Annotated in this window: 14 protein-coding genes and 1 pseudogene; 11 read left to right on the top strand and 4 right to left on the bottom strand. The window is 60.3% G+C overall.

Annotated features, from left to right (window positions below; translation table 11 throughout):
- Positions 1–144 precede the first annotated feature (144 nt).
- From ACQ7JA_RS18875 to ACQ7JA_RS18865, 3 genes are all read left to right on the top strand, one after another.
- The gene (locus tag ACQ7JA_RS18875) at positions 145–4,665 is read left to right on the top strand and encodes a DUF3883 domain-containing protein (RefSeq protein WP_430900522.1); all 4,521 of its coding nucleotides are present in this window, start codon (positions 145–147) and stop codon (positions 4,663–4,665) included.
- 315 nt (positions 4,666–4,980) lie between these two features.
- Positions 4,981–6,678, top strand: a complete 1,698-nt coding sequence (locus ACQ7JA_RS18870) for an AAA family ATPase (RefSeq protein WP_430900520.1) — start codon at positions 4,981–4,983, stop codon at positions 6,676–6,678.
- Entirely contained in the window at positions 6,675–7,736 is a 1,062-nt protein-coding gene (locus tag ACQ7JA_RS18865; RefSeq protein ID WP_430900518.1) for a hypothetical protein, read from the top strand. The genes ACQ7JA_RS18870 and ACQ7JA_RS18865 overlap by 4 nt, the downstream gene beginning before the upstream one ends.
- Before the next feature lie 657 nt (positions 7,737–8,393).
- On the opposite strand, the gene ACQ7JA_RS18860 is transcribed toward ACQ7JA_RS18865, so the two are convergent.
- From ACQ7JA_RS18860 to ftsZ, 3 genes are all read right to left on the bottom strand, one after another.
- On the bottom strand, positions 8,394–10,064 hold the full coding sequence (locus tag ACQ7JA_RS18860; RefSeq protein WP_430900516.1) for a hypothetical protein: 1,671 nt from the start codon (positions 10,062–10,064) through the stop codon (positions 8,394–8,396).
- 812 nt (positions 10,065–10,876) lie between these two features.
- On the bottom strand, positions 10,877–12,304 hold the full coding sequence (locus ACQ7JA_RS18855; RefSeq protein ID WP_430900514.1) for an MFS transporter: 1,428 nt from the start codon (positions 12,302–12,304) through the stop codon (positions 10,877–10,879).
- Positions 12,305–12,471: 167 nt separating this feature from the next.
- Complete coding sequence (gene ftsZ, locus ACQ7JA_RS18850; protein ID WP_430900512.1) at positions 12,472–13,569, bottom strand: cell division protein FtsZ; 1,098 nt, start codon at positions 13,567–13,569, stop codon at positions 12,472–12,474.
- A gap of 352 nt (positions 13,570–13,921) precedes the next feature.
- On the opposite strand from ftsZ, the gene ACQ7JA_RS18845 reads away from it, so the two are divergent.
- The 4 genes from ACQ7JA_RS18845 to ACQ7JA_RS18830 all read left to right on the top strand — a co-directional run bounded on the left by ACQ7JA_RS18845 (position 13,922) and on the right by ACQ7JA_RS18830 (position 18,499).
- Entirely contained in the window at positions 13,922–14,788 is an 867-nt protein-coding gene (locus tag ACQ7JA_RS18845) for an ADP-polyphosphate phosphotransferase (RefSeq protein ID WP_430900510.1), read from the top strand.
- Between the two features lie 104 nt (positions 14,789–14,892).
- Positions 14,893–16,224 (top strand): hemolysin family protein, encoded by a 1,332-nt coding sequence (locus ACQ7JA_RS18840; RefSeq protein ID WP_430900508.1) that lies wholly within the window; start codon positions 14,893–14,895, stop codon positions 16,222–16,224.
- Positions 16,225–16,507: 283 nt separating this feature from the next.
- Positions 16,508–17,089 (top strand): hypothetical protein, encoded by a 582-nt coding sequence (locus tag ACQ7JA_RS18835; RefSeq protein WP_430900506.1) that lies wholly within the window; start codon positions 16,508–16,510, stop codon positions 17,087–17,089.
- 87 nt (positions 17,090–17,176) lie between these two features.
- Positions 17,177–18,499, top strand: coding sequence for a VWA domain-containing protein (locus ACQ7JA_RS18830; protein WP_430900504.1), 1,323 nt, complete (start codon positions 17,177–17,179; stop codon positions 18,497–18,499).
- A gap of 588 nt (positions 18,500–19,087) precedes the next feature.
- Here the strand turns inward: ACQ7JA_RS18830 and ACQ7JA_RS18825 are convergent.
- A pseudogene (locus tag ACQ7JA_RS18825) lies at positions 19,088–19,411 on the bottom strand (sterol desaturase family protein); the annotation flags it as partial.
- Positions 19,412–19,634: 223 nt separating this feature from the next.
- On the opposite strand from ACQ7JA_RS18825, the gene ACQ7JA_RS18820 reads away from it, so the two are divergent.
- The 4 genes from ACQ7JA_RS18820 (at position 19,635) to ACQ7JA_RS18805 (ending at position 25,463) form a co-directional block, all read left to right on the top strand.
- Positions 19,635–21,527 (top strand): MFS transporter, encoded by a 1,893-nt coding sequence (locus tag ACQ7JA_RS18820; protein ID WP_430900502.1) that lies wholly within the window; start codon positions 19,635–19,637, stop codon positions 21,525–21,527.
- A gap of 23 nt (positions 21,528–21,550) precedes the next feature.
- Entirely contained in the window at positions 21,551–24,103 is a 2,553-nt protein-coding gene (locus ACQ7JA_RS18815) for a family 20 glycosylhydrolase (protein ID WP_430900500.1), read from the top strand.
- Positions 24,104–24,639: 536 nt separating this feature from the next.
- Complete coding sequence (locus ACQ7JA_RS18810) at positions 24,640–25,170, top strand: WYL domain-containing protein (RefSeq protein ID WP_430900498.1); 531 nt, start codon at positions 24,640–24,642, stop codon at positions 25,168–25,170.
- Positions 25,116–25,463 carry a hypothetical protein gene (locus ACQ7JA_RS18805; RefSeq protein ID WP_430900496.1) on the top strand — a complete coding sequence of 116 codons (348 nt, stop codon included), beginning with the start codon at positions 25,116–25,118 and terminating at the stop codon, positions 25,461–25,463. The genes ACQ7JA_RS18810 and ACQ7JA_RS18805 overlap by 55 nt, the downstream gene beginning before the upstream one ends.
- The last annotated feature ends 424 nt before the right edge of the window (positions 25,464–25,887 follow it).

The following is a 25,887-nucleotide window of genomic DNA, read 5'->3' as shown; positions in this document are numbered from 1 at the left end:
GCAGCAAAAAACTTGAAAGTAGGCAAAACCGTTAGATGAAGTCGCGCTGAAGGTGGGAGCCGAATCCACGTGATTAGGAATAAGGGCAACGGCTTCCGGACGTTTCGTCTTGAACTGGTCCAGAACCACGAATGACAGGTAAACATGAAAGACGAACTGGCCAAGCTGGTCGCAACGCAACGTAGGAATTACAGCGAGCAACCCTCGCGCATGGTGAGCGACTACAACCGGGAACGTCAGCTGATTGGCGAGTACAACGGCCGGCAAATTCTGGAAATGCTCCAGAACGCCGACGATGAGGGGGCAGACGCGGTACTCATCAGGCTTGACGTGGAAAACGGCATACTGACGATCGCCAACAAGGGCAATCCATTTACGGTCGACGGCTTCGAATCTTTGATGCTCGCGAATCTGAGCACGAAGACCAAGCTCAAATACATCGGCAATAAAGGACTGGGCTTTCGCTCAATTATCAACTGGGCCCACCAGATCACCATCGACAGCGACACAGTTAGCGTCACCTTTTCAGAAGCAATCGCCCGTCAGACATTCGAACAGCTGTTCGACGAAGGCCAGCGCGCCCAGATCTTGCAGAGCAGAAACTTGAGCGCGCAGGCAGTTCCTGTCGCCTTCCTTGCAGTCCCCGAGTTCGCCGATCGTACGCGCAGTGGCTGGACGACCGAGATTTCGATTCATTACCGCCCGGAGTTCTTGGTCGGAATCAAGGAACAGCTTGCGAATGTGGAAGCGAAATGCCTGCTGTTCCTCAACCATATCAACGACATTGTCATTGTGCGTCAGGGCGAAGAAACGCGCTTGCAGAGGAGGGTGGGTGAGGGCATGGTGAACATTGACGGGGAAACGTGGACGATCAAGTCGAATAGCGCTCCGCTGCCCGAGCAGTATCAAAACGCCGACAAGGCCGAGCAGGAGTGGTACAGCCTGAAACTGGCTTTATCACCCGGCCTGACAAAGGGGGCGAAGACCCTGTACACCTTTTTCCCGACGAAGGTGAATATTGATCTGCCAATGGTCATCCACGGCACGTTCGACCTCGACAGTTCGCGCAATCAACTCATCGATTCATCGCGCAACCGGTTCTTGCTCACGGAACTGGTCAAGCTGATCGTCGACACTGCCCAGTCCTTACGCGAGGATGGAAGCGATCCATGGATACAGGTTCGTACATTGCGCTACAGGGACAACAATCCAGTACTTAAGGAACTGGGTTTTTACCAATACATCGAGCGGAGCGTCCGCGAGCTCGAGATTTTCCCGTGCGTCGACGGTCGTTACAGGCGTGCTGCCGAGGTGTATTACATCGGTGACGCGTTCTCTGAGCTAGTACTTCTGGCTGGATGCGGCGCGGAATTTCCGGGACTTGTTTATCCGGGGCAAGAAAACCTACTTCACAGTGACAAGTACCGGCGGGCTCGCGAAGTTGCAGGATTCACCGAGGCAGTGAATCTGCTCAGCGCACACCTTCTAAAGCATGACCTGACACATCGCGTCACGTTGATCAGCATTCTCTGCAGCGAAAAAGAACTCGCGGGCAGTTATTCACTTCTGGTGAACGATAACAATGAGCTGATCGATGCCGCCACCGATGCCTACACGCCGCTGACCGCAGGCCTGAACTCGTTCGTCATTCCCGGCTTCGTGAACATTGATTTCATGAGCCACGGGCTGTTTGAGCAGTTGGTCGCTCGCCTCGGTGCCGACGCGGGTGAAAAAGCGCGCGATATCCAGCGCAAGCTCAAGTCGGTCACCACCATTCACAGCTACGAGCCGGCGCAGGTCATCCGCTCGATCATTAGGGGTGCCACGACCGCACAGGGAAGACAGAGCGCGAATGCACAGCAGATCATCGGAGAGATGGTTTCGGCGCTACTCACGAATTTTTCAGCGCTTGGTGCGCCGGCCGCACTGCAAGATGTCGGCGTTAGGCTCCTGAATGCCAATCTTGAGGTTGCGGACGCACGCGAGCTGTTCCTATCGCGTAGTTATCCGACTGGGGTGCATACCGAGCGGCTCTTCGCGCAGATCTACCAGTCCGGCCAGTTTCTGGCAGCGCCATCCGCGTTTGGCAGCAAGGTGGCCGACGCCGATCCTGCGCTTCTGGAACGCCTGTTCCTGTGGCTTGGCGTCAACCGTTTCGTCCGCTATGTGCCAATCAAGTCGAGTCCACGCCAGGAATATGTAGATCATATCTTTAGCGTCGTAGACAAGCCTACTTCCTATCGTGAAGCGAGCGTTACATGTCTCGCGATCGACGAGTCAGTCCTCGCGACCATGCTTGGTGGGGCTATGAAGAGGGAAGAGCTGGTGGAATGGCTCATCCGTGACCCCGATGCCCGTAAGCGTCTGGAGCCGGACAATCCCGACGTCTTTGACTATTCAAGGGTGAACGAAAATAAGGACACTTACAATCACCGGCTGGCACCCAAGCCATCGTACCTGCATTTCCAACTACGTAAGGCAGCGCTTTTCGACGGATTTTTGCTGGACCGGGACGTACCAGCGGCCGAACTCGTCAACCCGTTCACGTTCGATTTTGCCGTATCAGGGCTGACGGGAAGTGGTGTGGAGCGCCGCGAAATCGAAACCGTGATGTCGCGCCTCGGCGCGAAAGACCGGTTCGACCAACTGCCATTAGAGGCCGTGGCAGGGGTACTGCGCAGGCTGCCAGAGTCCGATCCCCAAGGCAAGCTCACCCAGCGAATCTACCGTCTGGCATTGACGCACTTTGACGCTCGCAAACAAGCCCTGCCTCGAGACGTACCGCTGTTCGCTTACATGGGACAGGAAGGCAGGTACTATCCACAAAACAAGGTGTACTACAGCGATAATATCCGCCTGCCGCGCAAGATTGTGAACCAATATCCGGTTTTCGATTTCTCGCGGCGTGGCGGTGGGGACAAGGTAGCGGCGTTTTTTGGCGTAAATAGCCTCAACCAGATTCCCATTCATGTGCACGCACGCGTACCTGTACCTGCGCTCACAGAGGCGTTGGCGTCGATGCTCAAGGCAAAGCTACCCTTCGTGTTGGCATACCGTATCCACGGTCTACAGAACAACAGGAAAGCCGAGGCTGTACGTCTGGCAAAGCTGGCCATTGTGCTGTGCACGGACATTACGTGCGAGGTGGGCGGAGAGTCCTTTCCGCTCGCCGTCAACGATTACGTGAAAGAGGATACCACCTACCTCATCAAGGTGGCCCCCGCGTCTACACTGGATGACCTCACGCGCGACCCGCTGTTCTGCGATACCTTCGCCGACATCATCGCCTCTGTCTTCACCGTCAACGAATTTCGCGCCGAAATCAGGGGCGTGTTCAAAGACCCTTTAATCGAGGTCGAGCATTTGGCCTATAACGAGCTCGGGGAACAAACCGTGCGCGAGGCCCGCCAGCTCCTCGGGATGGCAGACCCGGAAACGGCTTTTTGGACAGCGCTTTGGGCAGCATCCCATGACACCGCACCCGAAAACGTACGGCCTGACCACATCGATCTCCTGCGCGGTCGGCTTCGGCAATTTGGCATCGATGCGGTTGGCCTCGACTTCGAACAGATTTCTGCACCAGAAACCCTAGCCCGGGTCATCGCGATCCTGAAAGCCGTCGACGTCCAGGTGGAAGCTTTCAACAGGCTGGCATTTTATAAGATGGACCTAGGAGACCAACATCGAAAAACGCTCCTGGACAGGCTGTACCAGTACTTTGGCGCCTTCAGGTACGCTTTATGGAAACGCCTCGAGCGCGAGGACTGGTCCGCGCGCGGCCGGTTCCTGGCGCTGGTGGCCGACTATGAACATCCCGGGTGGATTGACGATGTGGCGAGGCGACATCGCGAGCAACCTGAGCTCGACTACGATGGGATGATCCATGAGCGCATCCACTCGCGCTTTGACGATATGGTGCTTTCTCCCTCGCAGGACCATGAGGTGTTCTACAGGCAGCAGAGCCGAGCATTTTCTACGGATGAATTGGCGTCGCTCTCAGCGGAAGCACGGAGCTTTTTGTATTTCGAAGGCGGACTCGACCGCGTGCAGGAACAGGCTGCCCAGGAAAACCCTGCAGCAGCGTCGCAGCGGGACGATCCAACACCAGCCAAGACACTGCCTGCCCAGAGTTCGATTCCGATTGCGGTTCACTCGACATTCGATCTGAGCACAAAGCCGGGCGGTTCACACAAGCATAGCCCTGATCAGGATACAAAGAAGCGCGCTAGCGGCGAGAGTGCTGAAAAGCTCGTCATCGCGAGCCTGATTGCTGTCCACGGCGAAAAGAATGTCGTGCATGTGGCGCACCAGCGTGACGGGGCAGGCTACGACATCCGCTATTCCGCTGATCAGGGGGTGACCTGGCGGCATGTAGAGGTGAAGCGGTACACGCAGAACTGTATTCATCTCAGCAGGAACGAGTACAGGTTCGCTGCCGCCAATCGGGCCACGTACGAGCTTTTCCTGGTTACTGCGACGGACGAGATTCACTGTCTGCGCGACATCAACTTCGGCGATCCGGACAGGTTCGGTGTCATCGCCAGCGAGTTCATCGTCTCCTTTAGGCTGGAGGAAGGAGACATCGGCTATGGTCATTCGATGTCAGAGGAGAGAGGGAGCCGAGGACGGGCGATCCTCGTCGAGGAAACGGATCTAGCCCTTTAGGCAGGCAATCGACAGCTAACAAGGGCTGCGCCGACCGCTAACTAGACGGCGCAATGTGATCAGTGTTAGAGGGAGACGGCCAAGCAGGCAGGTCGTTTCAACGCGGACGCGACGGTCGCTGGGTAAGTCCTTCTCCCTTGAGGTTGCTGAGTGTCACAGTACCTTCAAAACGTCAGGCCGACGCAGTGCCACTCTGGAGGTTTTGTGAGATGGTATAAGTTTCAGAAACATCGAACTTATATTCGTTGTAGGTTTATCAAAATGAAACGATTATTAATTGTTGGCTCGTATCATTAACTGTTCTAAAGGGATGTCGTGAAGATTTGCTTTCTTTGGGTTCGGCGTTTCCGAAATTTCGAAAATTTTGGATTAAATTTATCTAGCACAGAAAAGTTTCGATATGAACACGGGCAGTTAACTGTCGCAAAGTTATCACCGCTTCCAGACGGCTTTTTTGGTCACGAAATTTCTGAGGTAACTGGAATTGTGGGCAAAAACGGGGCTGGGAAAAGTAACGCTCTGGAATTGATCTGCCATGCAACAAAAGGAGGGAAGACGTCAATCAGTGACGATTTTCTTATCCTTACATTGGAAGATGGAAAGTACGTTTGTCATTATTCATTTGCATCTGATCTCCCGCCGGAAATTCCTTCCGATATTGAACTTCGTGTCTATGACCCGAAATTTTGTTCGTCTAAAGTGATTTACTTCTCGAATGTGTATGACGAGCGGCGGACTACTTTCCACAATGATATTGCGGATATTTCATTGAACGCTTCAGTTAAGCGGTCGTTTTCAAGCAGAGCTCAGATAACAAGTTTTGAGAAGCAAATTCGCTTAGTTAATTCCAGAGTGTTTAAAAACTTGGAGATTGATCTCCCTAAAAAGGTGCAGTTGTTGAGCAAGCTTTGGTCGCCACGCACAATATTCCGAGTCGAGAACTCATACACGGATATGTCGCGCGAAATAAAACTATTCCGTTCAAGCTTTAGAGAGCGTGTTCGCGACATTACTGTTGGTAATAAATTTGTGGCGATGTTTAAATTTGGCTATTTTTTTGAAATGTATATATATTACGAAAGAATTAGCCGGTCCAAAGGGCAGAAAGCATCAAAATTTTTGAAAGGTCTGCAAAATCTCTTTCTTGAGTTGGAAAAAATTCGTTCAACAGAAGAAATAAGCGAAAGACTGATTGATTATTTGATACAGACATTTCAACCTGCGGAGTTCCAAGTATCTGATAAGACCGCGGCGATGAGATATCGTGAGGGTCAAATTGGATTGGTCGCATTTGAGGAGCAAATTAAATTTATTAGACGCCTAAAGGAATCTATCTCAGAGCTGCAACTCGAATATTATTCTGAAGGCCTACGCGCCAAGAATATTGAATATTTTACGTTTGACTACCGATCGAAGGGTGCGAGAAGGTTCATATCCGAATACACTGAACTGTTTGGGAAGGCCGAATTATTTGATGTCGACTGGGTGGGGATCAGTTCTGGGCATAAAGCATATCTAAACATTTTTGCATCACTATATCAAGAGTTGAAAGCTACGCGGCAAGACACACTAGTGCTATGCATAGATGAGGGTGATTTGTACTTGCACCCAAAGTGGCAGGTAGAGTTTTTCGACAAGTTAATTAGTACTATTCCAAATCTATTCGCTGGTAAGGCGCACCTGGTTTTGACGTCACACTCACCATTTTTACTCTCCGACCTACCTCGCCAAAATATAACGATTTTAGATCCCGAGCTTTCTGGGGGCACGATGAATGGCGTAGATTTATTGTCCAATACCTTCGGTGGTAATCTTTACGATTTATATGCTGAGCCCTTTTTCTTGGGCGATAAGAAAACTAGCGATTTTGCGTATCGAAAGATCAAAGAAGTTGTCGAGAAAGTCGAGTCTGGAAATCTATCGAAAGCCGAGCGAGATAATGTTAAAAAGAACATATCTATCTTTGGCGACGATATCATTCAATTTCGTCTTCGTGAGATGCTCGGAAAATGATATCAATCTGCGATCACCTTGACCGTCCAGATGCGGACACCTACCTGATTGGACTCGCTCGTCAACATTGGAACAAGCTAAACGGTGTTCGTATGGATGGCACGTATAAAAGTAATTCGTTGATTGCCAAAGTGAATAAATATCTTGAGCTATCCGAACACTTGGATTACTTCGTCACGTATGCTGAGCGTAATTCGGAAAAATTGACGAGGCAGCAAAACTTTTTTAATACGTTGCTCGAATACGATAATCTGTGTCTTGAGCAAATCATCACTTCGAAGCCTGATGAGCTTACATTGCTTCGTGAAGAGATAATGGGTGTGCTAGAAGACGATGACCTCTATTTAATTCAGGACGGCAGTGAAAGTCAGACTCCTTTTGGCCAATTATTAAGCAGCAAAATTTTTTCTTATAAGACTTTTAGAAATTCTCAGTCTTGCGTACAATTGCTCAAAGCAATTGGATTTGGATCGGTAACCTGTCCATATTGCAATTATAATAAGTTAGACGTTGTTCCGAATCTGGGGTCGAAAAACGTGTCAGATGATACAACTGCTTATTTAGATATGGACCACTTTTTTTCGAAAGTGCGTAATCCGTTCTTTGCTGTTTCTTTTTTTAACCTGGTTCCAAGTTGTCATTCTTGCAATTCGACAGATAAGGGCGCGAAGGTCTTTTCGATCGATTCGCAAATTCATCCCTACTTCAACTCTTTCGACGATTACTTTCGTTTTCGTGTGTCGCTGATTGCGCTTCTTGGTGGTGTAAATGATGAAGTATTTATTGATTCTATCAAAAGCCGTGCAAGCGATCAGACGGTGAGGGACTTCAATTTATTGGCCAAATATAATCACATTCTGCCCGACGTTAAGTCTCTTGTAAATCGATTTATAAAATACAAAAGCTATATCGGTACTGCTGAGGAGCCGATGTTTGTTGAATTGCTTCTTGGAGATATACCGCAGGATCGCAAAAATATCCTTCGGCATCCCACAGCGAAATTTAAAAGGGATGTACTAAGGCAAATCGATATCAAAGGCGTTTTGAAGATTAACTGAGGGGATTCAGTACGATATTTCTGCTAAAGATTACTGGACAGGTGCAAGCCGCTGCCATAATACGTTGGAACCGCTCCTTCTAGAGTGTCGGTGGACATTGGACTCATCAGTGCATAGTACTTTGGATGGCATTGATGAGGTGCAAGGCAAGAAATGTTTGATCATTCAGCCTCTTAACTCAGCCATTGGTGATCGAGTGGGAGTTAGGTTTCCTTTGGGAAGCCCTGCTGATGAGGTATAAAAAGCTCGCTTCAGCGAGCTTTTTTATGAGCTTAAGCGATTCGCGTAAGGTCGTCTTGAGTCATAGGCCAGAATGTCTAGCAGAGTGGGGAAGTTCAATGCCGCTTCGGGAATGTCTAGTGGATTAGGGAGTTCGTGCGAACAGCCCCATTGGATCTATGTTTTTTGGTTTTGGTCCGATTTTCGATCCAAGACGCCTTGTGAAGACGCGGGCCAGTTGTTCAGTTGTTGGGTGCCGCTTAGCATGACACCAATCGGTCCTATACCATAAGTCCGTCCACGGAAAGGCAAATTCGCCTTTACCTTATTTATGCAACAGAGCCTGCGCACCCCCGAACCACCATGCCGTAGGTGTTGCCTCGGCGATTCGCTTCCATTAGGCTCGCGGGTTTCCTTTGCGGTCGTTTAGGTGCACTTTCATGGTGGACATTCTGGTCTGGTAGCGCTCGGCCAATTCAATAGACGTTCGATCGCTGCCTCGCTGACCCCGTCCGCCTCCAGGAACACATCGGGAACTCCACCTCCAAAGAATCGCACGTTGTCGCGTCCGAAGATGTCGATCGCTGCTCTTACGGTGCTGTTGTCTTCCACTAATTCTGAGCTGATGCTGGCCGGTTCGTACCAGTCGGGATATCGATCGCTCTTCCCGACGACCGTGCAATAGACTGGGGCACCTCCAAACTTTTGGCGCTGGCATCTCGCAGAAAAGAACGCGCGGTAAGTGACGTCGTCCAGAGGTAAGGAATAGCCCATGAAGATGACATGGTCCGCTTTCATTGCGACGGCTCTCAAGTCACGTTGGATCTCCTCGATAAAGGAGGGCGGCTGAGCTTTGAAGGAACTTTGCATCACCATCTGAGTGTGATGCGCAAACGTCAATGTCCCGCAATGCAAACATGCTCTTGCATCGATTGCGCCGCCTTCACGTTGCTTTCGCTCTGGTCCGCTGATTCGATCAGGACAGGGCTCGGATTCAAAAGCCTTCAGAGGAGGAGGAAGAAACAGCCCGGTAGACTGGAGACTCCACTCATCTCCATAGTAGGACGACAGTTTTCCGCAATCGGGGCATTCGCGCCAGCAAAGACAGCCATGTGGAAAAAGGAATTTGGTCAACCGTACTTTCGGGGAACCGGAACCTAGTTCGTTCAACCGCTGGGCAGTTGCTTCATTCATCGGATACCATGGCCAATCTGCAGCCGGTCCTACGATGCGTCGCGAGGGAATCAAATGTCCGGAATCATGGAACAGCTCGAGGGGAGTGTCGTCTCCACCAACACGCGTCTCGCCTTTCTTGTTCAGAGCGCGGTTGGCCAGGAACTGAACCCAAAGCGCAATCGGATCATAGTTCAAGCTCACGAAAGCGACATCGGCTTGATAAAACTCTGGCGTATCCAGTTTCGTTCGCGCGCACGCCAGCGCCTCCCCTTGTCGAAGCACGCGTCGCCCGAGAAGCGTTGCGAAGTCTTGATATTGCTCGAGAACGTGGGGCTTTTTCCGTATGCAAACCTGATAATCAATGTAAAACAATGCTCCCAGTAGCATCTTGAGTGCGTTTGCCGCGCCGGCGAGTCGGCGGGCGTCGAAAAACTGTTCGGCCGCCATATGCCGGGTTTGCGCGCGCACGCCAAACCCAGAAGGCCCGTGCATATCCAACACATTGAACAAGTCGTTCAATTTAAATGACTCGCCAGCGCTGCCTGGACAGATACCGACAAGGGATTTCAGAGCCGGCCAATCGTAGAACAAGCGAAGATTCACGATTCTGCTCTTGATTTCGGCATCGTCGCCCTTCCAGCTCCGACGCATGGCCGCACACTCGTCGTCATTTATTGCGTCGATATTTTTGTAGTTCTCAGGTCTGTCACCAAGGATCGTGATCAGGTCGCACAAGGCGGAACGTAGCGATACCGTAATGTCATGGGAGTCGAGCGCGCGTGCGACGCGGTCTTCGATGGGCGGTATTAGCTCCGCATAAGTCCCAGCAATACTCTGAATGAAACGGCCCTGCCTGGCCGTCACTCTGATCCCGAGCGCGGCTGTCGCCCCGGCCCCCCAAAAAATTACCTTGTTCGATGGCGAATGGTTCATACAGGTCAGGCCTTGATGTACAAGGGAAGATAGTGTTCGTAAAAGTGCCCAGATCGCAAGGCATTATATGTCTGAGTACTATGTATTTTGCTGGGCGCGGAGCGGGCGCTCGGGCTGACGACTATGGATCAGATCTGGTGGAAGGCAGGAATCGAAACTACTGCGCCAGCTGCGCTTTACCGGTGGATGAGTCTGCCCGTCGAGACCGGCGCATCGCGAACCGGACCTCGACAATTCCGGGCGCCCACTTCACCGACCGCGTCTCTCGGCGACTGGAGCATTGCCCCAACCGGGGCGATGCTAGCGGAGGCACAGAGCGAAGGCATCAGCACCACTCGCGTAGCGCGCTAGATCGACTCACGCATTGGACACCGCGATCATCGTCGCGGCTTGATGGCGATCGAGGCGGACGCTACGCCCTGACGGGCCGAGCCGTGCTGGGAGTCTTGATTGAGCTGCCCAGGTTTTTGCAGAGGCTGGTTTGTTTGAATCCGGCCGGCCCTAGACCGTTTGCGGTACCATGAACGTAGGATCTACGGCGGAGGCCGGTGGTCGCGGGAGGGGAAAATCGAGGTAATGCCCGTTGTTGCCGGGTCAAGGATCGAAGACCTTGGCATGGTATCGTGAATGGTACTGGGTCAGGAGTGCCATTAAATTGCTAAGCAATTCATAGGCTTACCTCAGCCATTGACCATCGAGTGGGAGTAAGCTTCCCTCGTGACTCTGCTTCTGTAATGTAAGAGAGCTCGCTTCGGCGAGCTTTTTTACGGGCCTTACCGATCAAAGCGGGCTTCCGGCTTGACCTTACCCGATTATTTCGGCGGTGTATTGCTGGAGCGAACCCAGACAAAGGCGCAGACCGCCGCAGCCGCAGCACTGGCGGCGCACACCGCCATCGCCACGTGGAATGGCGCCAGCAAGGCGCGACCCTGCGCGGTGAGCATCACGCCCAGCAGTGCCGTTGCGATCAAGCCTCCGCCACGCGCCACCGCGCTGTTGAAGCCGGATGCGATCCCGGTATGGCGTCCATCCACCGACGACAACACCGCCGTGGTCAGCGGCGCCGCTACGCACGCCATGCCCAGGGCGATCGTCAGCATTGCCGGCAGGACCGTCGCCGCATAACTGCCAGGGCCGATGCGCAGCGCCAGCAGAAAGCCCCCGGCAACGATCAGCGAGCCGATCGAAAGTGGCAGGCGCGAGCCATGGCTGGCCGCAACGCGCCCCATCAGCGGCGAGGCGATCGCCAGTACGATCGGAAACGGCAGCAGCGCCGCACCCGCCTGCTTGGCCGAGTAGCCCAGTGACTGGATCAGCACGAACGGTAACAGCAGCATCAATGCGCCGAGCGCGCCGTACAGCAGGAAGGTCATCAGGTTCAAGCCGGAAAACGCGCTCGAGCCGAACAGTTTCAGGGGCAGCATGGCCCGCTCGCCGGCGCGGCGCTCGATCCACAGGAAGGCCAGCAGGATCGCGATGCCGGCCACCAGCGCGATTGCGCCCCACATGGTCAGCTGCTTTTCGGCCGACGCCTCCGCCAGGCCCCAGGTGATGCAAGCAAGCCCCAGACTGGCGGATACCGCCCCGAGCGGATCGAGCGCGACCGGCTTGTCGCAGGTGCTCACCTGCACGAAACGCCAGCCCATGAAGATCGCCAGCGCTGCGATCGGCAAATTGATATAGAAGACCGCGCGCCATCCCATGGTGTCGATCAGCCAGCCGCCCAGCAATGGCCCGACCGCCCCGGCGGCGGCGCCGGCGGCAGCCCAGATGCCGACCGCCCGCCCGCGCTGCTTGCCTGTGAAGGTCGCGCTCAGGATTGCCAGGCTGTTCGGCAGCAGCATGGCTGCGCCCAGGCCCTGCAACAGCCTGCCTGCGACCAGCAGCCCCAGCGTCGGCGCGAGCGCGCAGAAGAGGGAGGCCAGCGCGAACACCAGGATGCCGCCCAGCAGGACACGTTTGCGCCCGTAGTGGTCGCCCAGCGCGCCGCCCAGCAGCAGGAGCGAACTGAGCGGCAGCAGGTAGCCGTTGACGACCCATGACAGATCGGCGCCCCCACCGTCGAGATCCCGCTTGATCGCCGCCAGGCCGACGTTGACGACCGAGCCGTCGATGAACGCCAGGCTGCTTGCCAGGATCGAGGTGCACAGCACCAGGTTCGGATGCAGCGCGGCCTGGGCACGGGCCGGAGCGGCGCCGGCGGCGAGCGCGCGGTCGCAGTCACTGGGCAGGGTGCTCAAGCGCACGCCTCGTGAGGGTGGCGTCGGTAAGGTGGCAGCATGACCGCATCGTGCGCGTCCGGCGGCACGGGCGTCTGTTCGCGTGCACACACATCAGGTGTTGGCGGACGAGCCGCCTGGACCTCGCCCCATCCACCCTCAACCCAAGTGCGCTGCCGGCCTGCCCGTCACGATGATGCCGATTGCCGCAAGCCCGCACCGGACTGTGGATCTGGCTGCACCACGGCCGGCCGGATACCCGCGCCGCCCTGGCGCAGGATCGGCGCCACCGCCGCCGCCCGCGTGCCCGGCGTGCGCCGTCCCACGGCAAAATCGGTGGGCCGGTTCAGCCCCGTGGCCACCACCGTCACGCGCATGGCGTCGCCCAGGCTGTCGTCGAACACCGCCCCGAACTTGATGATGGCGTCGTCGCTGGTCTGTGCGCAGATCGCGTTCATCACCAGCTTGGTCTCGCGCAGCCGCAAGGTCTCTTCCGATGCGGCGATGTTGACCAGCACGCCGCGCGCGGCGCGCAGGCTGGCGCCATCGAGCAGCGGACAGGCGATCGCGTCCTCGGCCGCCTTGACGGCGCGGTCTTCGCCGGCATGCTGGGCCGAGCCCATCATCGCCATGCCGGTCTGGCGCATCACGGTGCGTACGTCCTCGAAATCGACGTTCACCATGCCGGGCACCGTGATGATTTCCGCGATGCCGGTGACGGCCTTGCTCAAGACCTCGTCGGCGGCGGCGAAGGCGCGCCTTTGCGTGATGTCCTCGCCCAGCACTTCCTCGAGTCGGCTGTTGAGGACGATGACCAGCGAATCGACGCAGCGCGCCAGGGCCGCGATGCCTTCCTCGGCTACGCGCATGCGCCGCGGCCCTTCGAACTCGAAGGGCTTGGATACGACGCCCACCGTCAGGATGCCGAGCTCGCGCGCCACTTCGGCGACCACGGGCGCAGCGCCGGTGCCGGTGCCTCCGCCCATGCCGGCGGTGAGGAAGACCATGTCGGCGCCCTTGAGCGCGTCGGCGATGGCGGCGCGTTCGCGCACCGCGCTTTCGCGTCCGACCACCGGGTCGCTGCCGGCGCCGAGGCCGCCTTCGCCGAGCTGGATCCGCTTCTCGGCCTGGGTAGCCGACAGTGCCTGCGCGTCCGTGTTCGCGCAGATGAACTCGAAGGCGCTCAGGCCGAGCGATGCCATGTGGCTGACGGCATTGCCGCCTGCGCCGCCGATACCGATCACCTTGATGACCGTTTGCGGTTGGGGGAAGTTTGATTCGGACAAGAAAATACTCCGTGTGAAAAGGTGACTGCCAGCGTCGTAAGCAAATTACCGGCCACTGCCGAGCCCATTAGACTAAAGGCAAGCGCGCGCACGCGAAAGCGTGTAATCGTTTCAAAAGCAAGCAATTGTAAAAATTCGTGCGCACGACACGAAACAATGGTGACGGGTATGTACGTGGCCTATTGCATGCTCGACCATGTTTGCTTCCGAAAAGAAACGAACTGGCCAGCACTTGCGTCGCTATTCCGCGCCCGGCATGGCGCGCGCATCGGTGAGCGGCCGAACAGACCGCCCGGCCTTGCCTGGATAAGCTGAGGACTTGCATGCCACCTCGAACCTGCGCAGGAGCCGAATGGACATCGACGCACAGCGTTTCTGCTTCAATGGAGACGGCAGGATCAGCCTGGACCGGCTGCCCACCGAAGTCGACCCCGTCTACCGTTCGAAGCAGGATTACCGCGACATCCTCGACCGGCACGTTGCCCGCCTCAGCGAACGGCAGCAGGTCCTGTTCGCGTCGAACAGCCATGCGGTCCTGCTGATTTTCCAGGCGATGGATGCGGCCGGAAAGGACGGCGCGATCCGGCACGTGATGTCGGGCGTAAATCCCCAGGGCTGCCAGGTACACAGCTACCAGCATCCGGCGCCGGTGGAACTGCGGCACGATTTTCTCTGGCGGACCACGCTCGACCTCCCGGAACGGGGCCGGATCGGCATCTTCAACCGCTCGTACTACGAAGAAGTCCTGATCGCCCGCGTGCATCCGGAGATCCTGCGCAGCGAGGGCGTGCCCGGACCGGCCGACGACGCGGCGGTCTGGCGCGAGCGCTACCGTTCGATCAGGAACCTGGAACGGCATTTGTGCGCCAACGGCACCCGCATCATCAAGATCTTCCTGCACATCTCGCGCGACGAGCAGAGAAAGCGGCTGCTCAAGCGCATCGACGATCCGCGCAAGAACTGGAAGTTCAGCCTGGCCGATGTCCAGGAGCGGGCATTCTGGGACGACTACATGCGCGCTTACGAGGAATGCATCAAGCGCACCAGTACGCCCGCGGCGCCCTGGTACGTGGTCCCCGCCGATGACAAGAAGAACGCCCGGCTGATCGTCTCCCGGATCGTGCTCGACACGCTGTGCGCGCTGAAGCTCAGGTATCCCAGGGCGGATGCCCGCCAGCGCGAGGCATTGCGGGCGATCCGCGAGCGCCTGCTCGAGTGAATGCGGCGGAAGTCGTGGACCCAGCGTCTCGTTGCCACAAGTAATTGTCAAACGTATACTGGACGCCATGGCGGTGTTCCGCGCGACTTCCAACCGGGTGCTACTTGAGCTTGTTCCAACATATCTCCCTGATGATCCTGCTGGTGCTGGCCGCCGGCTTCCTCTCGCTCACGGAGATCGCCTTCGCCGGGGCGCGCAAGATCAAGCTGAAGCTGCTGGCCGAGGCGGGCGACGAGCGCGCCTTGAAGGTCATGGCGCTGCAGGTGCAATCGGCCGAGTTCTTTGCTGCATCCCAGATCGGCCTGAATGCGATCGCCATCCTCGGCGGCATCCTGGGGGAGGGGGCCTTGCGCCCCTTCTTCATCGACTGGGTGTCCAATGTGTACCGGGGACCGGCGCTGGACAATATCGGCTTCGCCCTGTCCTTCCTGTTCGTCACCTGCCTGTTCATCCTGTTCGCCGACCTGATGCCGAAACGGCTGGCGATGATCGCGCCGGAACGCATCGCCGTCGCGGTGATCCGGCCGGTGCAGCTGTATATCCGGATCTGCAAGCCGCTGGCCTGGGCGCTGAACCTGGTCGCCAACCTGATCTTCCGGATCTTCAAGATCGATACCACGCGCGAAGACAGCATCACCTTCGACGAGATTTCCGCCGCGGTGGAAGCCGGCGCCCAGGCCGGCGTGCTGCAAAAGCAGGAGCAGCATTTCATCGAGAACGTGTTCGAGCTGGAGTCGCGCTCGGTGGCCTCGGCCATGACGAACCGCGACAACGTGGTGTATTTCACCCTGACCGAGAACGAAGCGAGCATTCGCCAGAAGGTGGCCGGGCACTCGAAATTCCCGGTCTGCGACGGCAGCATCGACCGCGTGATCGGCTACGTGGATACGCGCGACATCCTGGTGCGGCTGCTGAACAAGCAGTCGGTGTTCCAGCTGAACGAATCGAGCGTGCGCACGGTCCTGATCATCCCGGACACGCTGACCCTGTCCGAACTGCTCGACCGGTTCCGCGCCACCAAGGAAACCTTCGCCGTGGTGATCAACGAGTACGCCCTGGTGATGGGGGTGATCACCCTGAGCGACGTCATGCTGACCGTCATGGGCAGCTGGGGCAGTCCGCTGGACAAGGATGACCAGGTCATGCAGCGCGAGGACGGCTCCTGGCTCATCGACGGCAGCACGCCGGTCGGCGACGTCAAGCGTACCGTCGGGCTCGAGAGCCTGCCGGACGAGGAGAACTACGAGACCGCTGCCGGTTTCATGATGTACATGCTGCGCAAGGTGCCCAAGCGAACCGATAGCGTCGAATACCAGGGGGTCAAGTTCGAGGTGCTCGATGTGGACCACTACCGGATCGACCAGATCCTCGTCAGGATCCTGCCGCCGGCGCATGGGGCGGCAGGATCGCCCGATCGGGAGGGCGGACCGGGATAGGTCCTTATTCCTGCAGCCCCGCCGATGAAGGCCAAGCGACTCAGCCGGCTGCCGGTCGCTGCAGAAAAATGTAACTAACCCACATTTCCCTTTCAATCCCCGGTCACTCCGCGACGTCCGCGGGAACGCCACCGCCGGCAAGGCCTTGACAGGGCATCCAGGAAAAAGCCTGGCCGCCGGCGAAACTGTTCGCGCGCGCCGTGGATGCCTTGTGAACGGCAGACAAGCGCGTCAGCGGCAGGCGCGCGTTATCATGGACGTCCGATCCGCCGCACGACCAGCAATGATTCCATTCACCTTCAACGACATCGAGACAGGCGCCCGCCTGTTCGAAGCCCTCGCACGCCAGGCCGCATCCCTGCGCGGCATGCCGATCACCTACGGCGACCTGCTGACGCTGGCGCGTTCCCTGCATCCGAAGGACGAGGTGCTCGGCCGGGCGGTACCGGTCGGGATCAAGCCCAAGCTCCAGTTCGTGGAAGCCTTTTGCGCGGCGCACGGCTTTCCCAACCTGGCATGCCTCGCGGTGAACAGGGAAACCTTGCGGCCGGGCCCTGCATACCAGGGCGACTGGGAAGCCGACAAGCGCGCCGTCGCCGGCTTCGACTGGAGCGCCGCCGATGCGCTGCTTCCGGCGTACGTGGAAGCGATGCGCGCCAGGGTGCCGGCACGCTGCAAGCCCCGCAAGGAACGGCCGGCGGACGTGGCCTGGTACGCCTATTTCTGTTCGCATCGGGCGGCCTGCGAGAAGCTCACGCCGGAGGACAAGCAAGAGATCATCAACCAGATGATGGCCGGACTCGACCCGGAGACGGCGCTGGCGCGCGTGCTGGCTGCGAAGAGCGAATTCGGCAGCGTGTCCTGACGCGAGGCCAGGGCGCTGCAGCGACATTCCGCGGCCGGCGGCGCTAAGAACGCGGGACGACCGCAATTCAAACAGGAGAGAAACGGTATGCAAGAACTGTCGAAAGGGGCACGCGTGGCGCTCGCCGCCGACGTATTGGAGGGCGAGCTGCAGCTCACGCTGGGAGGGCAGGGGCTGCCACTCGACTTCGCCTGCTTCGCCATCGACGCAGCCGGCAAACTGGTCGATGACAGCTACATGACCTTCTTCAACCAGCCGGCCACGCCTTGCGGCGGCGTCGTGCTCAATCGCCGTGGGAACGAGGTCGATGGTTTTGGTTTCCGCCTCGCCAGGCTGCCGGCGCAGGTCGAGCGCCTCGTCGTCACCGCCAGTATCGATGGGGGCGGCGTCATGTCGCAACTCGCGCATGGCCACGTGGCGCTGCATGGCGCGGGCGCCGAGTTCGCACGCTTCGCCTTCACGGGCGCAGACTTCGCCCAGGAACAGGCCGTCATGCTCGGCGAACTGTATCGCAGGGACGGCGGCTGGCGCTTCATGGCGGTCGGCCAGGGATTCAACGGCGGCTTGTCCGCCCTGGTGCGGCATTTCGGCGCCGACGTCGCGCAGGACGCCGCGCCGGCGCAGCCAGCGGCCGCATCGCCGAGCATCAGCCTGGAGAAGCGCGTCGAGGCGAAGGCGCCGCAACTGGTCAGCCTGGTGAAATCGGCGGGCGTCTCGCTGGCCAAGGTCGGACTGGAGGCGCACCGCGCCAGGGTCTGCCTCGTGCTCGACATCTCCGGCTCGATGAGCGCGCTGTACCGCAAGGGCCTGGTGCAGCGTTTCGCCGAGCGCATCCTGGCGCTGGGATGCCGCTTCGACAACGACGGCGACATCGACGTGTTCCTGTTCGGACGCAACGTCCACCAGCCCGAGCCGATGGGACTGTCCAACTGGAGCGCTTACATCGAGAAGGCGATCGACCGCCACCCGCTCGAGGGCGACACCCGCTACGGCGCCGCCATGGCTGCCGTGCGCCGCCACTACTTTCCGGATGCCGGCGGGGGCGAACGCAGCGCGCCGCACCCCGCGCCACTGCCGGTCTACGTGATGTTCGTGACCGATGGCACCACCTCGGACCAGCCGATGACCGAGCGCCAGCTGCGCTGGTCGAGCCGGGAGCCGATATTCTGGCAGTTCATGGGAATCGGAAAAGGGAAGAAGTCCAAGGCCAGGCGGCTGGCGGACTTCGCCGACTCCGACTTTCCCTTCCTGGAAAAGCTCGACGACCTGGGTGGTCGGCTGATCGACAACGCGGATTTCTTCTCGGTGGCGAGTCCGGACGAGCACACGGACTCGGCCTTGTATGACTTCTTGATGACGGAATATCCGGACTGGGTAAGGCAGGCGCGCCAGAACGGCTTGCTGCGCTAGGTATGCTGGGCCGCCGTCTTTTCGTCCTATTACTTTTCTATAGACTCTCGGAAATTTCGTAATGAAGCACTAAACAGGATGAACAAGGTATGGCGCCGGCGCCCTGGCGCTCAGCGTGCACGACGCCGTTCGCGCCATCGCGGCATCGCGGCGGGCGAAGGGGAGAAGCCCGTTCACCAGGGCCTGCACGGCATCCGGGAGCGCGCCGCCCTCATCCATGCCGACGTACGGTTGCGCACCGCGCCCGGCGCGGGTACGACGTGGTGCGTCGAGATCAAGGCGGCGCTGGCATATGCGGATGCCCGGCCGAGGGCGCGCCGGCCCTGACGTTCCTGAAGGACCGATAGAGGCCTCAGCGGGGAAGTGCTTCCCGCCGACGATGCACCCCTGCGACGTCAGAAAATGTAACTAACCAACTAGAGATTCTACCCCGCCATCAATTCCAAACGCCACGGACTACGGTAAAGCCAACTCAAAACTACCAAGGCTTCCAGCGGCAGGGCCTGACCACGCGCGTTGCGCGGCCAAGGTCGCGCGGCCAGCTTACGTCAGGTCGGGCGCGTCAAGGGGCGATCAGGGAGCGGCGCTTCATTTCCTCGCGAATGGATCGACCTGCTGCTTCAAATAACCATCCGGTAACCTGCTGCCGACGGCTCCGTATTTTTCAGGGAATTGCCGGTCCGTCTTCACGGCGGTGCCGAAGAGGTAGTCGATGAAGGCGAAGTGGGCCGCATAGTTCTTGTCGATGGCGACTCGCTCGCTGCCGTGGTGCCAGTGATGGAAATCGGGCGTCACGATCAGGTATCTCAGCGGGCCCCACGGAAGGTGCACGTTCGCGTGGTCGAACACTGCCTGGAAACCGACGATCACGATGTACATGTCGACGACGCTCTTGTCGAAGCCGACCAGAAATCGACCATCCGGGCCAGGTGGGGCTCCCAGTTGTCGCCGATGGCGCCGTCGTCCTTATTGCCGTAGATCCTCGCAAGCCGGCGTCTTGCAGCCCCGGGCTGGCCTCCCGGCCTCGCCCGTTTTGCGCGCTTCCCACGAAATTGACGAGTGACAGAGCCCATCCGGCTTTCTTGGCAGCTATTACGATTATGATACGTGGCAACAAGCGCTACCAAGGCCAGCCATGTCGACTCACAATCAGCAACGCATGCACCTCCTGTTCCTGACCGCGATCTGCGGCCTGGGCGGACTCCTCTACGGCATCGACATCGGCATCATCGATCCCGCCTTGCCCTACCTGCACCGGGCCACCAGCCTCACCGAAGGCCAGCTCTCGCTGGTCGTCGCAGCCGTGATGGGCGGTTCGATCCTCGGTTCGGTGGTCGCCGGCATGCTCGCCGACTGGCTGGGCCGCCGCCCGATGATGGTGGTCAGCGCGCTGCTCTTCGTCGGCAGCGTCACCGTCATCTATCTCTCGCAATCCTTCGTGCCGCTGCTGCTGGGGCGCCTGCTGCAGGGCCTGAGCGGCGGGGTGATCGCGGTGGTGGTGCCGCTCTACCTGGCCGAGTGCCTGCCGGCGAACCAGCGCGGACGCGGGCTGGCGCTGTTCCAGTTTGCGCTCACGGTCGGCATCGTGCTCGCCGCCTTCATCGGCAACCATTACCTGAGCAATGCCGAACTGGCGATCCAGGCGGCGGGCAGCGATGCGGTCGCAGCGACTGCCGCCGCCGACCGCGCCTGGCGCAGCATGTTCCTGGCGGTGCTGTACCCGGGCACCCTGTTCCTGCTCGGCTGCCTGTTCGTGAGCGAGTCGCCGCGCTGGCTGATCCGGCGTGGGCACGCGGCGCAGGCGGCGAGCGTGCTGTCCCGCCTGCGCCCGGCTGACGAGTGCGAGCGTGAAGTGGCCGAGATCGGCGCCGCGCTCGCGGAGGAAAAGGCGCGGCCGAAGCTCGGCCGCGGCGCGGCCCTGGCCGAGATGCTGACCCAGCGCCGCTACGTGCTGCCGTTCGTGCTGGCCTGCGTGATCCTGGGCTGCAACCAGGCCACCGGCATCAATTCGATCCTGCAGTTCATGTCGACCATCCTGCAGCATGCCGGCCTCGATCCGGTGAGCGCGTCGAGCTACGGTACCGCCATCAAGATCCTGAATTCGGTGATGACGGTGGCCGCCATCATGCTGGTCGAGCGCAAGGGCAGGGTGTTCCTGCTCAAGATCGGCACCGCCGGCATCATGGTGTCGCTGTGCCTGCTCGCGCTGCTGTTCCACCGCTTCGAATCGCAGCGCGTCGACGTGCGCGCCGACGTGGCGGCGCTCGTGGCCGGCAATGCGCTCGACCTGAACCTGGCTGACGCGCGTCTGGCGCCGCCCGCATCGGGACCCGTGCAGCTGACCATCCTCTACCAGTACGGCGACAAGGAGCAGGTGGCGGAGGCGTATACGCCGACGCCGGAGGCGCAGGCCGTGCTCGCGCGCGAGCAGGCGCTCGTGAGCACCCTGCCGGAAGCGCAGCGCGCCGTGCTGGCCCAGGCGCGCGCCGCCTGGAGCGGGCGTGCCGCCGCCGTGCCCGAGGGCGCACAGCAGCTGATCGCGAGCCTGCCGGCGCAAGCGCGCGCCACGTTGGAGGCCGCCCGCCGCGTCCACGTCGCCCAACGCATCGATATCCGGCCCGCCGACGGCGCGGCTGACGCCCAGCTCGAGATCGTGCGTGCCAGCGTCGGCCCGATCCCGGACAAGAACAGCGGCCTGCTCGCCGCGCTCTGCATCGCCGGCTTCATCGCCGCCTTCTCGATCGGCCCGGGCGTATGCGTGTGGCTCGCCCTGTCAGAACTGATGCCGACCCGGATCCGCTCGGTGGGCATGGGCGTCGCGCTCCTGATCAACCAGGGCACCGGCACCCTGATCGCCGGCGCCTTCCTGCCGATCGTGGGCAACTTCGGCTACCACATGATGTTCCTGTTCTGGGCCGCCTGCACCGCGGTGTACTTCATCACGGCGGCCTTCTTCCTGCCTGAAACGAAGGGCAAGTCGCTGGAAGAGATCGAGCGGCTGTTTGCGCGGACCAAGGCGGCCGAGTGATGCGTGTGATTGGAGAGAGAGACTTGACGAAGAAGACGATGTTGAAAGGCCCGATGGCTTCCATCCTGATGGCCGCGCTGATGGCGCTGTCGGCGCCGGCGGTTCTGGCCGGCCAGGGTACTGCCGTGGCGAACGTCGCCAATGCCGCGCGCCTGGACCTGCGCTGGGAAATGCAGCGCCAGCCAGCCGGCCTGCAGCTGCCCCAGGGCGGCTCGCCCGCGCGCTTCATCCTGACGAACAGGGACAGCGCGCCGCTGCCGGCTGCCGGCTGGTCGCTCTACCTGTCGGGCATCGACCGCATGCCGGCCGGCGCACAGTCGGCTGGACTGGTGCTGGAGGAAGTCGCCGGCAGCCTGTTCCGCCTGCGCCCGGGTCCGGATTTCAAGGGCCTCGCTCCGGGCCAGACACTGGAATTCGCTTACCGCCACCGGGATTCGGTGTTCATGCCTTCGCGTTCGCCGGCCGGCCCCTACCTGGTGTACGACGCGGCGCCGGATGTGGGCGTGCCGCTGCCCTACACGGTAACGCCATTGACGGAGCCGCCCCAGCGCGGCAAGGTCGGGAGTCCGCATTCGGCGGTGTCGCCGGAAGATACCTACTGGCGCAATGCCCGCGCCGAGCTGCTGCCGGCGTCGAAGGTCCCGCCGGTCCTGCCGACGCCGCTGGCGCTGCAGCCAGGCGCCGGCCGCCTGGTGCTGGCGGGACAGCCGGTCGTCAAGACATCCGCGGCCCTGGCCAACGAGGCTGCCTTGGCCCGCTCGCTGTTCCCGGCCGCCTTGCCGGCCAGCGGCGGCCCGGCCCTGCGCCTGAGCGTGGGCGCCGTCGAGGGACAGGATTCGCCCGAAGCCTACCGCCTCGAGATCGACGCGACGGGCGGCATCGACATCGTCGGCAACAGCGCGGCCGGCGTCGCCCATGGGCTGCAGTCGCTGCGCGACCTGATGCCGCTGCCAGGCGCCGCGGACCCGTCCCTGCCCGAACTGACCATCGTGGACGCGCCGCGCTTCGGCTACCGCGGCTTCATGCTCGACGTCGCGCGGAATTTCCAGAGCAAGGCGACGGTGCTGAAGTGGCTCGACCTGATGGCGCGCTTCAAGCTGAACAAATTCCACTTCCACCTGACCGACGACGAGGGTTGGCGCATCGAGATCGCCGGCCTGCCGGAGCTGACCGCGATCGGCGCCGTGCGCGGCCACAGCGCGACGCCGGGCGTGCGCCTGCAGCCGGCTTATGGTTCCGGGCCCGATCCGCGCGACCCCGCGGGCAGCGGTTACTACACGCGTGCGGACTACCTGGAGATCCTGCGCTACGCCGCGGCCCGCCACATCGAGGTGATCCCCGAGATCGAGATGCCCGGCCATGCGCGCGCCGCCGTGCAGGCCATGGAGTCGCGCTACCACCGCCTGAAAAACGCCGGGAACCGCGATGCCGCGCGCTACCTGCTGAACGACCTGGACGACCGCTCCGACTACCTGTCGGCCCAGTACTTCAAGGATAACGTGATCAATCCCGGCCTCGAATCGAGCTACACCTTCATCGAGCACGTGGTCAGGGAGATGGCGGCGCTGCACCGCGAGGCCGGTGCGCCCCTGAAGACCATCCACATGGGCGGCGACGAACTGGCCAACGGGGCCTGGGAAAAGTCGCCCGCCAGCGAGGCGTGGAAGCGCAAGCATGGCCTGGAGAGCAGCGCCGACCTGTGGGACTATTTCTACGAGCGGGTCGACGCCATCGTGCGCAGGCACGGCATGTTCACCTCCGGCTGGGAAGAACTGGCAGCCCGCAAGACGCGGCTGGACGGCGTCTCGAAGCTGATCCCGAACCCGCGCTTCACCCGCAACGGCTTTACCGCCTACGTGTGGAACAACACGGTGGGCCTGGAAGACCTGGCCTATCGCCTGGCGAATTCGGGCTACGACATCGTGCTCGCGCCGGTCACGCGCATGTACTTCGACATGGCGCACAACGCCAATCCCGAGGAGCACGGCGTCAACTGGGGCGCCTACGTGGAGCTCGACACCGTGTACGACTTCATCCCCTTCGACATCATGAAGGACGCGCCCGACGCCGCGAAGGCCGGCAAGGACCGCCTGACCGACTACGGCAAGCGCCGCGTGCGCGGCATCCAGGCCAACCTGTTCGCGGAAACGGCGCGCGACCCGGCGCGACTCGACTACCTGGTCATGCCGCGCATGGTGGCCCTGGCCGAGCGCGCATGGGCCGCCGACCCGGCCTGGGCCACGACCCTTGACCAGAACAAGGCAGCGTTTCTACACCGTAGCGCCTGGACGGGCTTCGCCAACGCACTGGGCCAGCGCGTGCTGCCGCGCCTCGACCTGGACGGCTCGAACGTCGCCTACCGCATCGCGCCACCGGGGCTGGTGCTGGACGGGGGCAGGGTGCTGGCCAACCACGTGCTGCCAGGGATGACCTTGCGCTATACGAGCGATGGGAGCGAGCCGACCGCGGCCAGCAAGATCGTGACCGGGCCGATCGTCGAACGCGGCAAGATCCGTGTGGCCGCATTCGATCGCAATGGCCGCAGGGGGGCGGTCGCCACCATCGAGGCGCGCTAGGGAGTCCGCCCAGGGTGGCGACGGCCTGGCGGCCCGGTTCGCGGCACGTCGTGAATGGGAGCCGAAGCAGGAACGAGAACGACCAGGCGGCCCAATTCATATATGCATGATGTAGCGCGGCGGCGCGCGGTGTCACGGGAAGCAGGCGGCCGAGCAGACCGGCGGCATCGTAGCGCATCAGCGCCTTGAATGCGGGCGGTATTGACGGGTCACTTGCGTCGCCGATGGCCAGGCGGGTCTCGGAGACCGGCGGGAGGGCGCTTCTCATGGCGCCGCTGTCCAGCGCGCGTATTTCCTTTTTCTTGCAAACCAGCGCCCGGTAGCTCAGTGGCTCCAGCACGTAGGCGAGCGGCTGCCCGGCCGGCGCCCGTACGAGTTCCTGGAGCACGACTTCGCACGGAACCATGTGTTCGTGCGTCAGGTCGGCCGACGGCACCAGGTGACTGGCCAGCGGCTTGCCGCCATTGCGCTTGCGGGCATTCTCGACAGTGAGGGCGGCAGGCAGGGTGATGAAGTCGACGGTGCAGTAGAAATCAGTGGATTCGCCCGCGACGCGGACGGGGTGCTTGACGACGCGCGCGGCCGGCGAGCACCTGTTCGAGACCCCGCTCAGCGAAGACCAGGTGCTGGCCGCGGACGATGCCGGCCGCCTGCACCTCGCCGCCACCGTGCCGAACACCCGCGCCCTGCTGTGGTGGCTGCTCGGTTTCGGCGACGGCGTCGTGATCGAGGAGCCGGCCAGCCTGCGCGAAGAGCTGGGCGGCATCGCACGCCGGATGGCGCAGCCAATGGCGACTGGTATGCGCATAACGTCGCACTCAAGCTTGGCCTGCATGCGGCATGGCTTGCGCAGCCGGAGCGGCGGGCGGAGCTGGAGCGCTACGACATCGTCACATGGGGTGGTGTGCGCGGGAACGGTCCGGAGACGCTGGCCGCTTACCACGGCAGCGACGCCCGGAGCAACATCGCCAGAGGGCACAAGGGGATTGCCAGCTGGTCCAAGGCGCTCAGCGTGCGCGATCCCCTCGCATTCGCGATTTTCGATGCGCGCGTTTCGAGTAGCCTGAACGCGCTGCAGATCATCCATCGCGACCGCATCGGCGCGTCGCGGCGGTTTCCGCTGCTGGCGTCGCAGAACCGCAAGGTCACCCGGGGAAATACGCTGCTGCGCCGGCACTTCGAGGCGCATGCCTGGCCGCGCGTGGAGGAACGGTTCTACGAGCACTACCTGGCGCTGTGCAAGGCGGCCGGCGAGCGGATCGGCGCTCCCGGCGCGCCACTGCCGATCTACGCTGTCGAGATGGCGCTGTTCGCCCATACCGAAGAACTGCTCGGGGCCGCATTCCCCGACGCGGCATAAGCCGCGCGCGGCCCAGGCCGGCAGCCCGGCCAGGGCTCCCTCAGCGCGTTCCGACAGCAGCAGTTCGACCGCCGCCTGTCCCCCCGCGTCGCCGTACACCTTGAAGACCCCGCCGTGCCGCAGCACGGCCGGTCCCGCCCTCACCCCCATCATTGGTTCACGAGACAAGCGCCGTAACGCTGCGACACCGCCTGTCGTCAGGGCTGCGACCATGCCTCCATTGGCACGCGGGGATGCCCGGGATAATCGTCGATTTAAATGGAAATTATTATTGGTTTTATCGTGTAAAGAATGATTCTTTACACGTTATTTTACATGTAAAAAAATACCTGGATTATTATGTTGACGGTCGGTTTGGAAATTCAATATTATGTCTGCCGGATGCACCAATTAATAAGCCGGAGAATGAAGAAACAGCTCCGTC

Origin of the sequence: Massilia sp. BKSP1R2A-1 (assembly GCF_050586525.1) — a bacterium.
In the GTDB taxonomy this organism is placed as follows: domain Bacteria; phylum Pseudomonadota; class Gammaproteobacteria; order Burkholderiales; family Burkholderiaceae_D; genus Telluria.
Note: the sequence above shows the minus strand (reverse complement) of the source record. Positions and strands in the feature narration are given on the sequence as shown.

Bases quoted from the DNA above. Each gene is read 5' to 3' on its own strand.
- ACQ7JA_RS18875 (WP_430900522.1), top strand. From the start codon at position 145: ATGAAAGACGAACTGGCCAAGCTGGTCGCAACGCAACGTAGGAATTAC.
- ACQ7JA_RS18865 (WP_430900518.1), top strand. From the start codon at position 6,675: ATGATATCAATCTGCGATCACCTTGACCGTCCAGATGCGGACACCTAC.
- ACQ7JA_RS18860 (WP_430900516.1), bottom strand. From the start codon at position 10,064: ATGAACCATTCGCCATCGAACAAGGTAATTTTTTGGGGGGCCGGGGCG.
- ACQ7JA_RS18845 (WP_430900510.1), top strand. From the start codon at position 13,922: ATGGACATCGACGCACAGCGTTTCTGCTTCAATGGAGACGGCAGGATC.
- ACQ7JA_RS18835 (WP_430900506.1), top strand. From the start codon at position 16,508: ATGATTCCATTCACCTTCAACGACATCGAGACAGGCGCCCGCCTGTTC.
- ACQ7JA_RS18830 (WP_430900504.1), top strand. From the start codon at position 17,177: ATGCAAGAACTGTCGAAAGGGGCACGCGTGGCGCTCGCCGCCGACGTA.
- ACQ7JA_RS18820 (WP_430900502.1), top strand. From the start codon at position 19,635: ATGTCGACTCACAATCAGCAACGCATGCACCTCCTGTTCCTGACCGCG.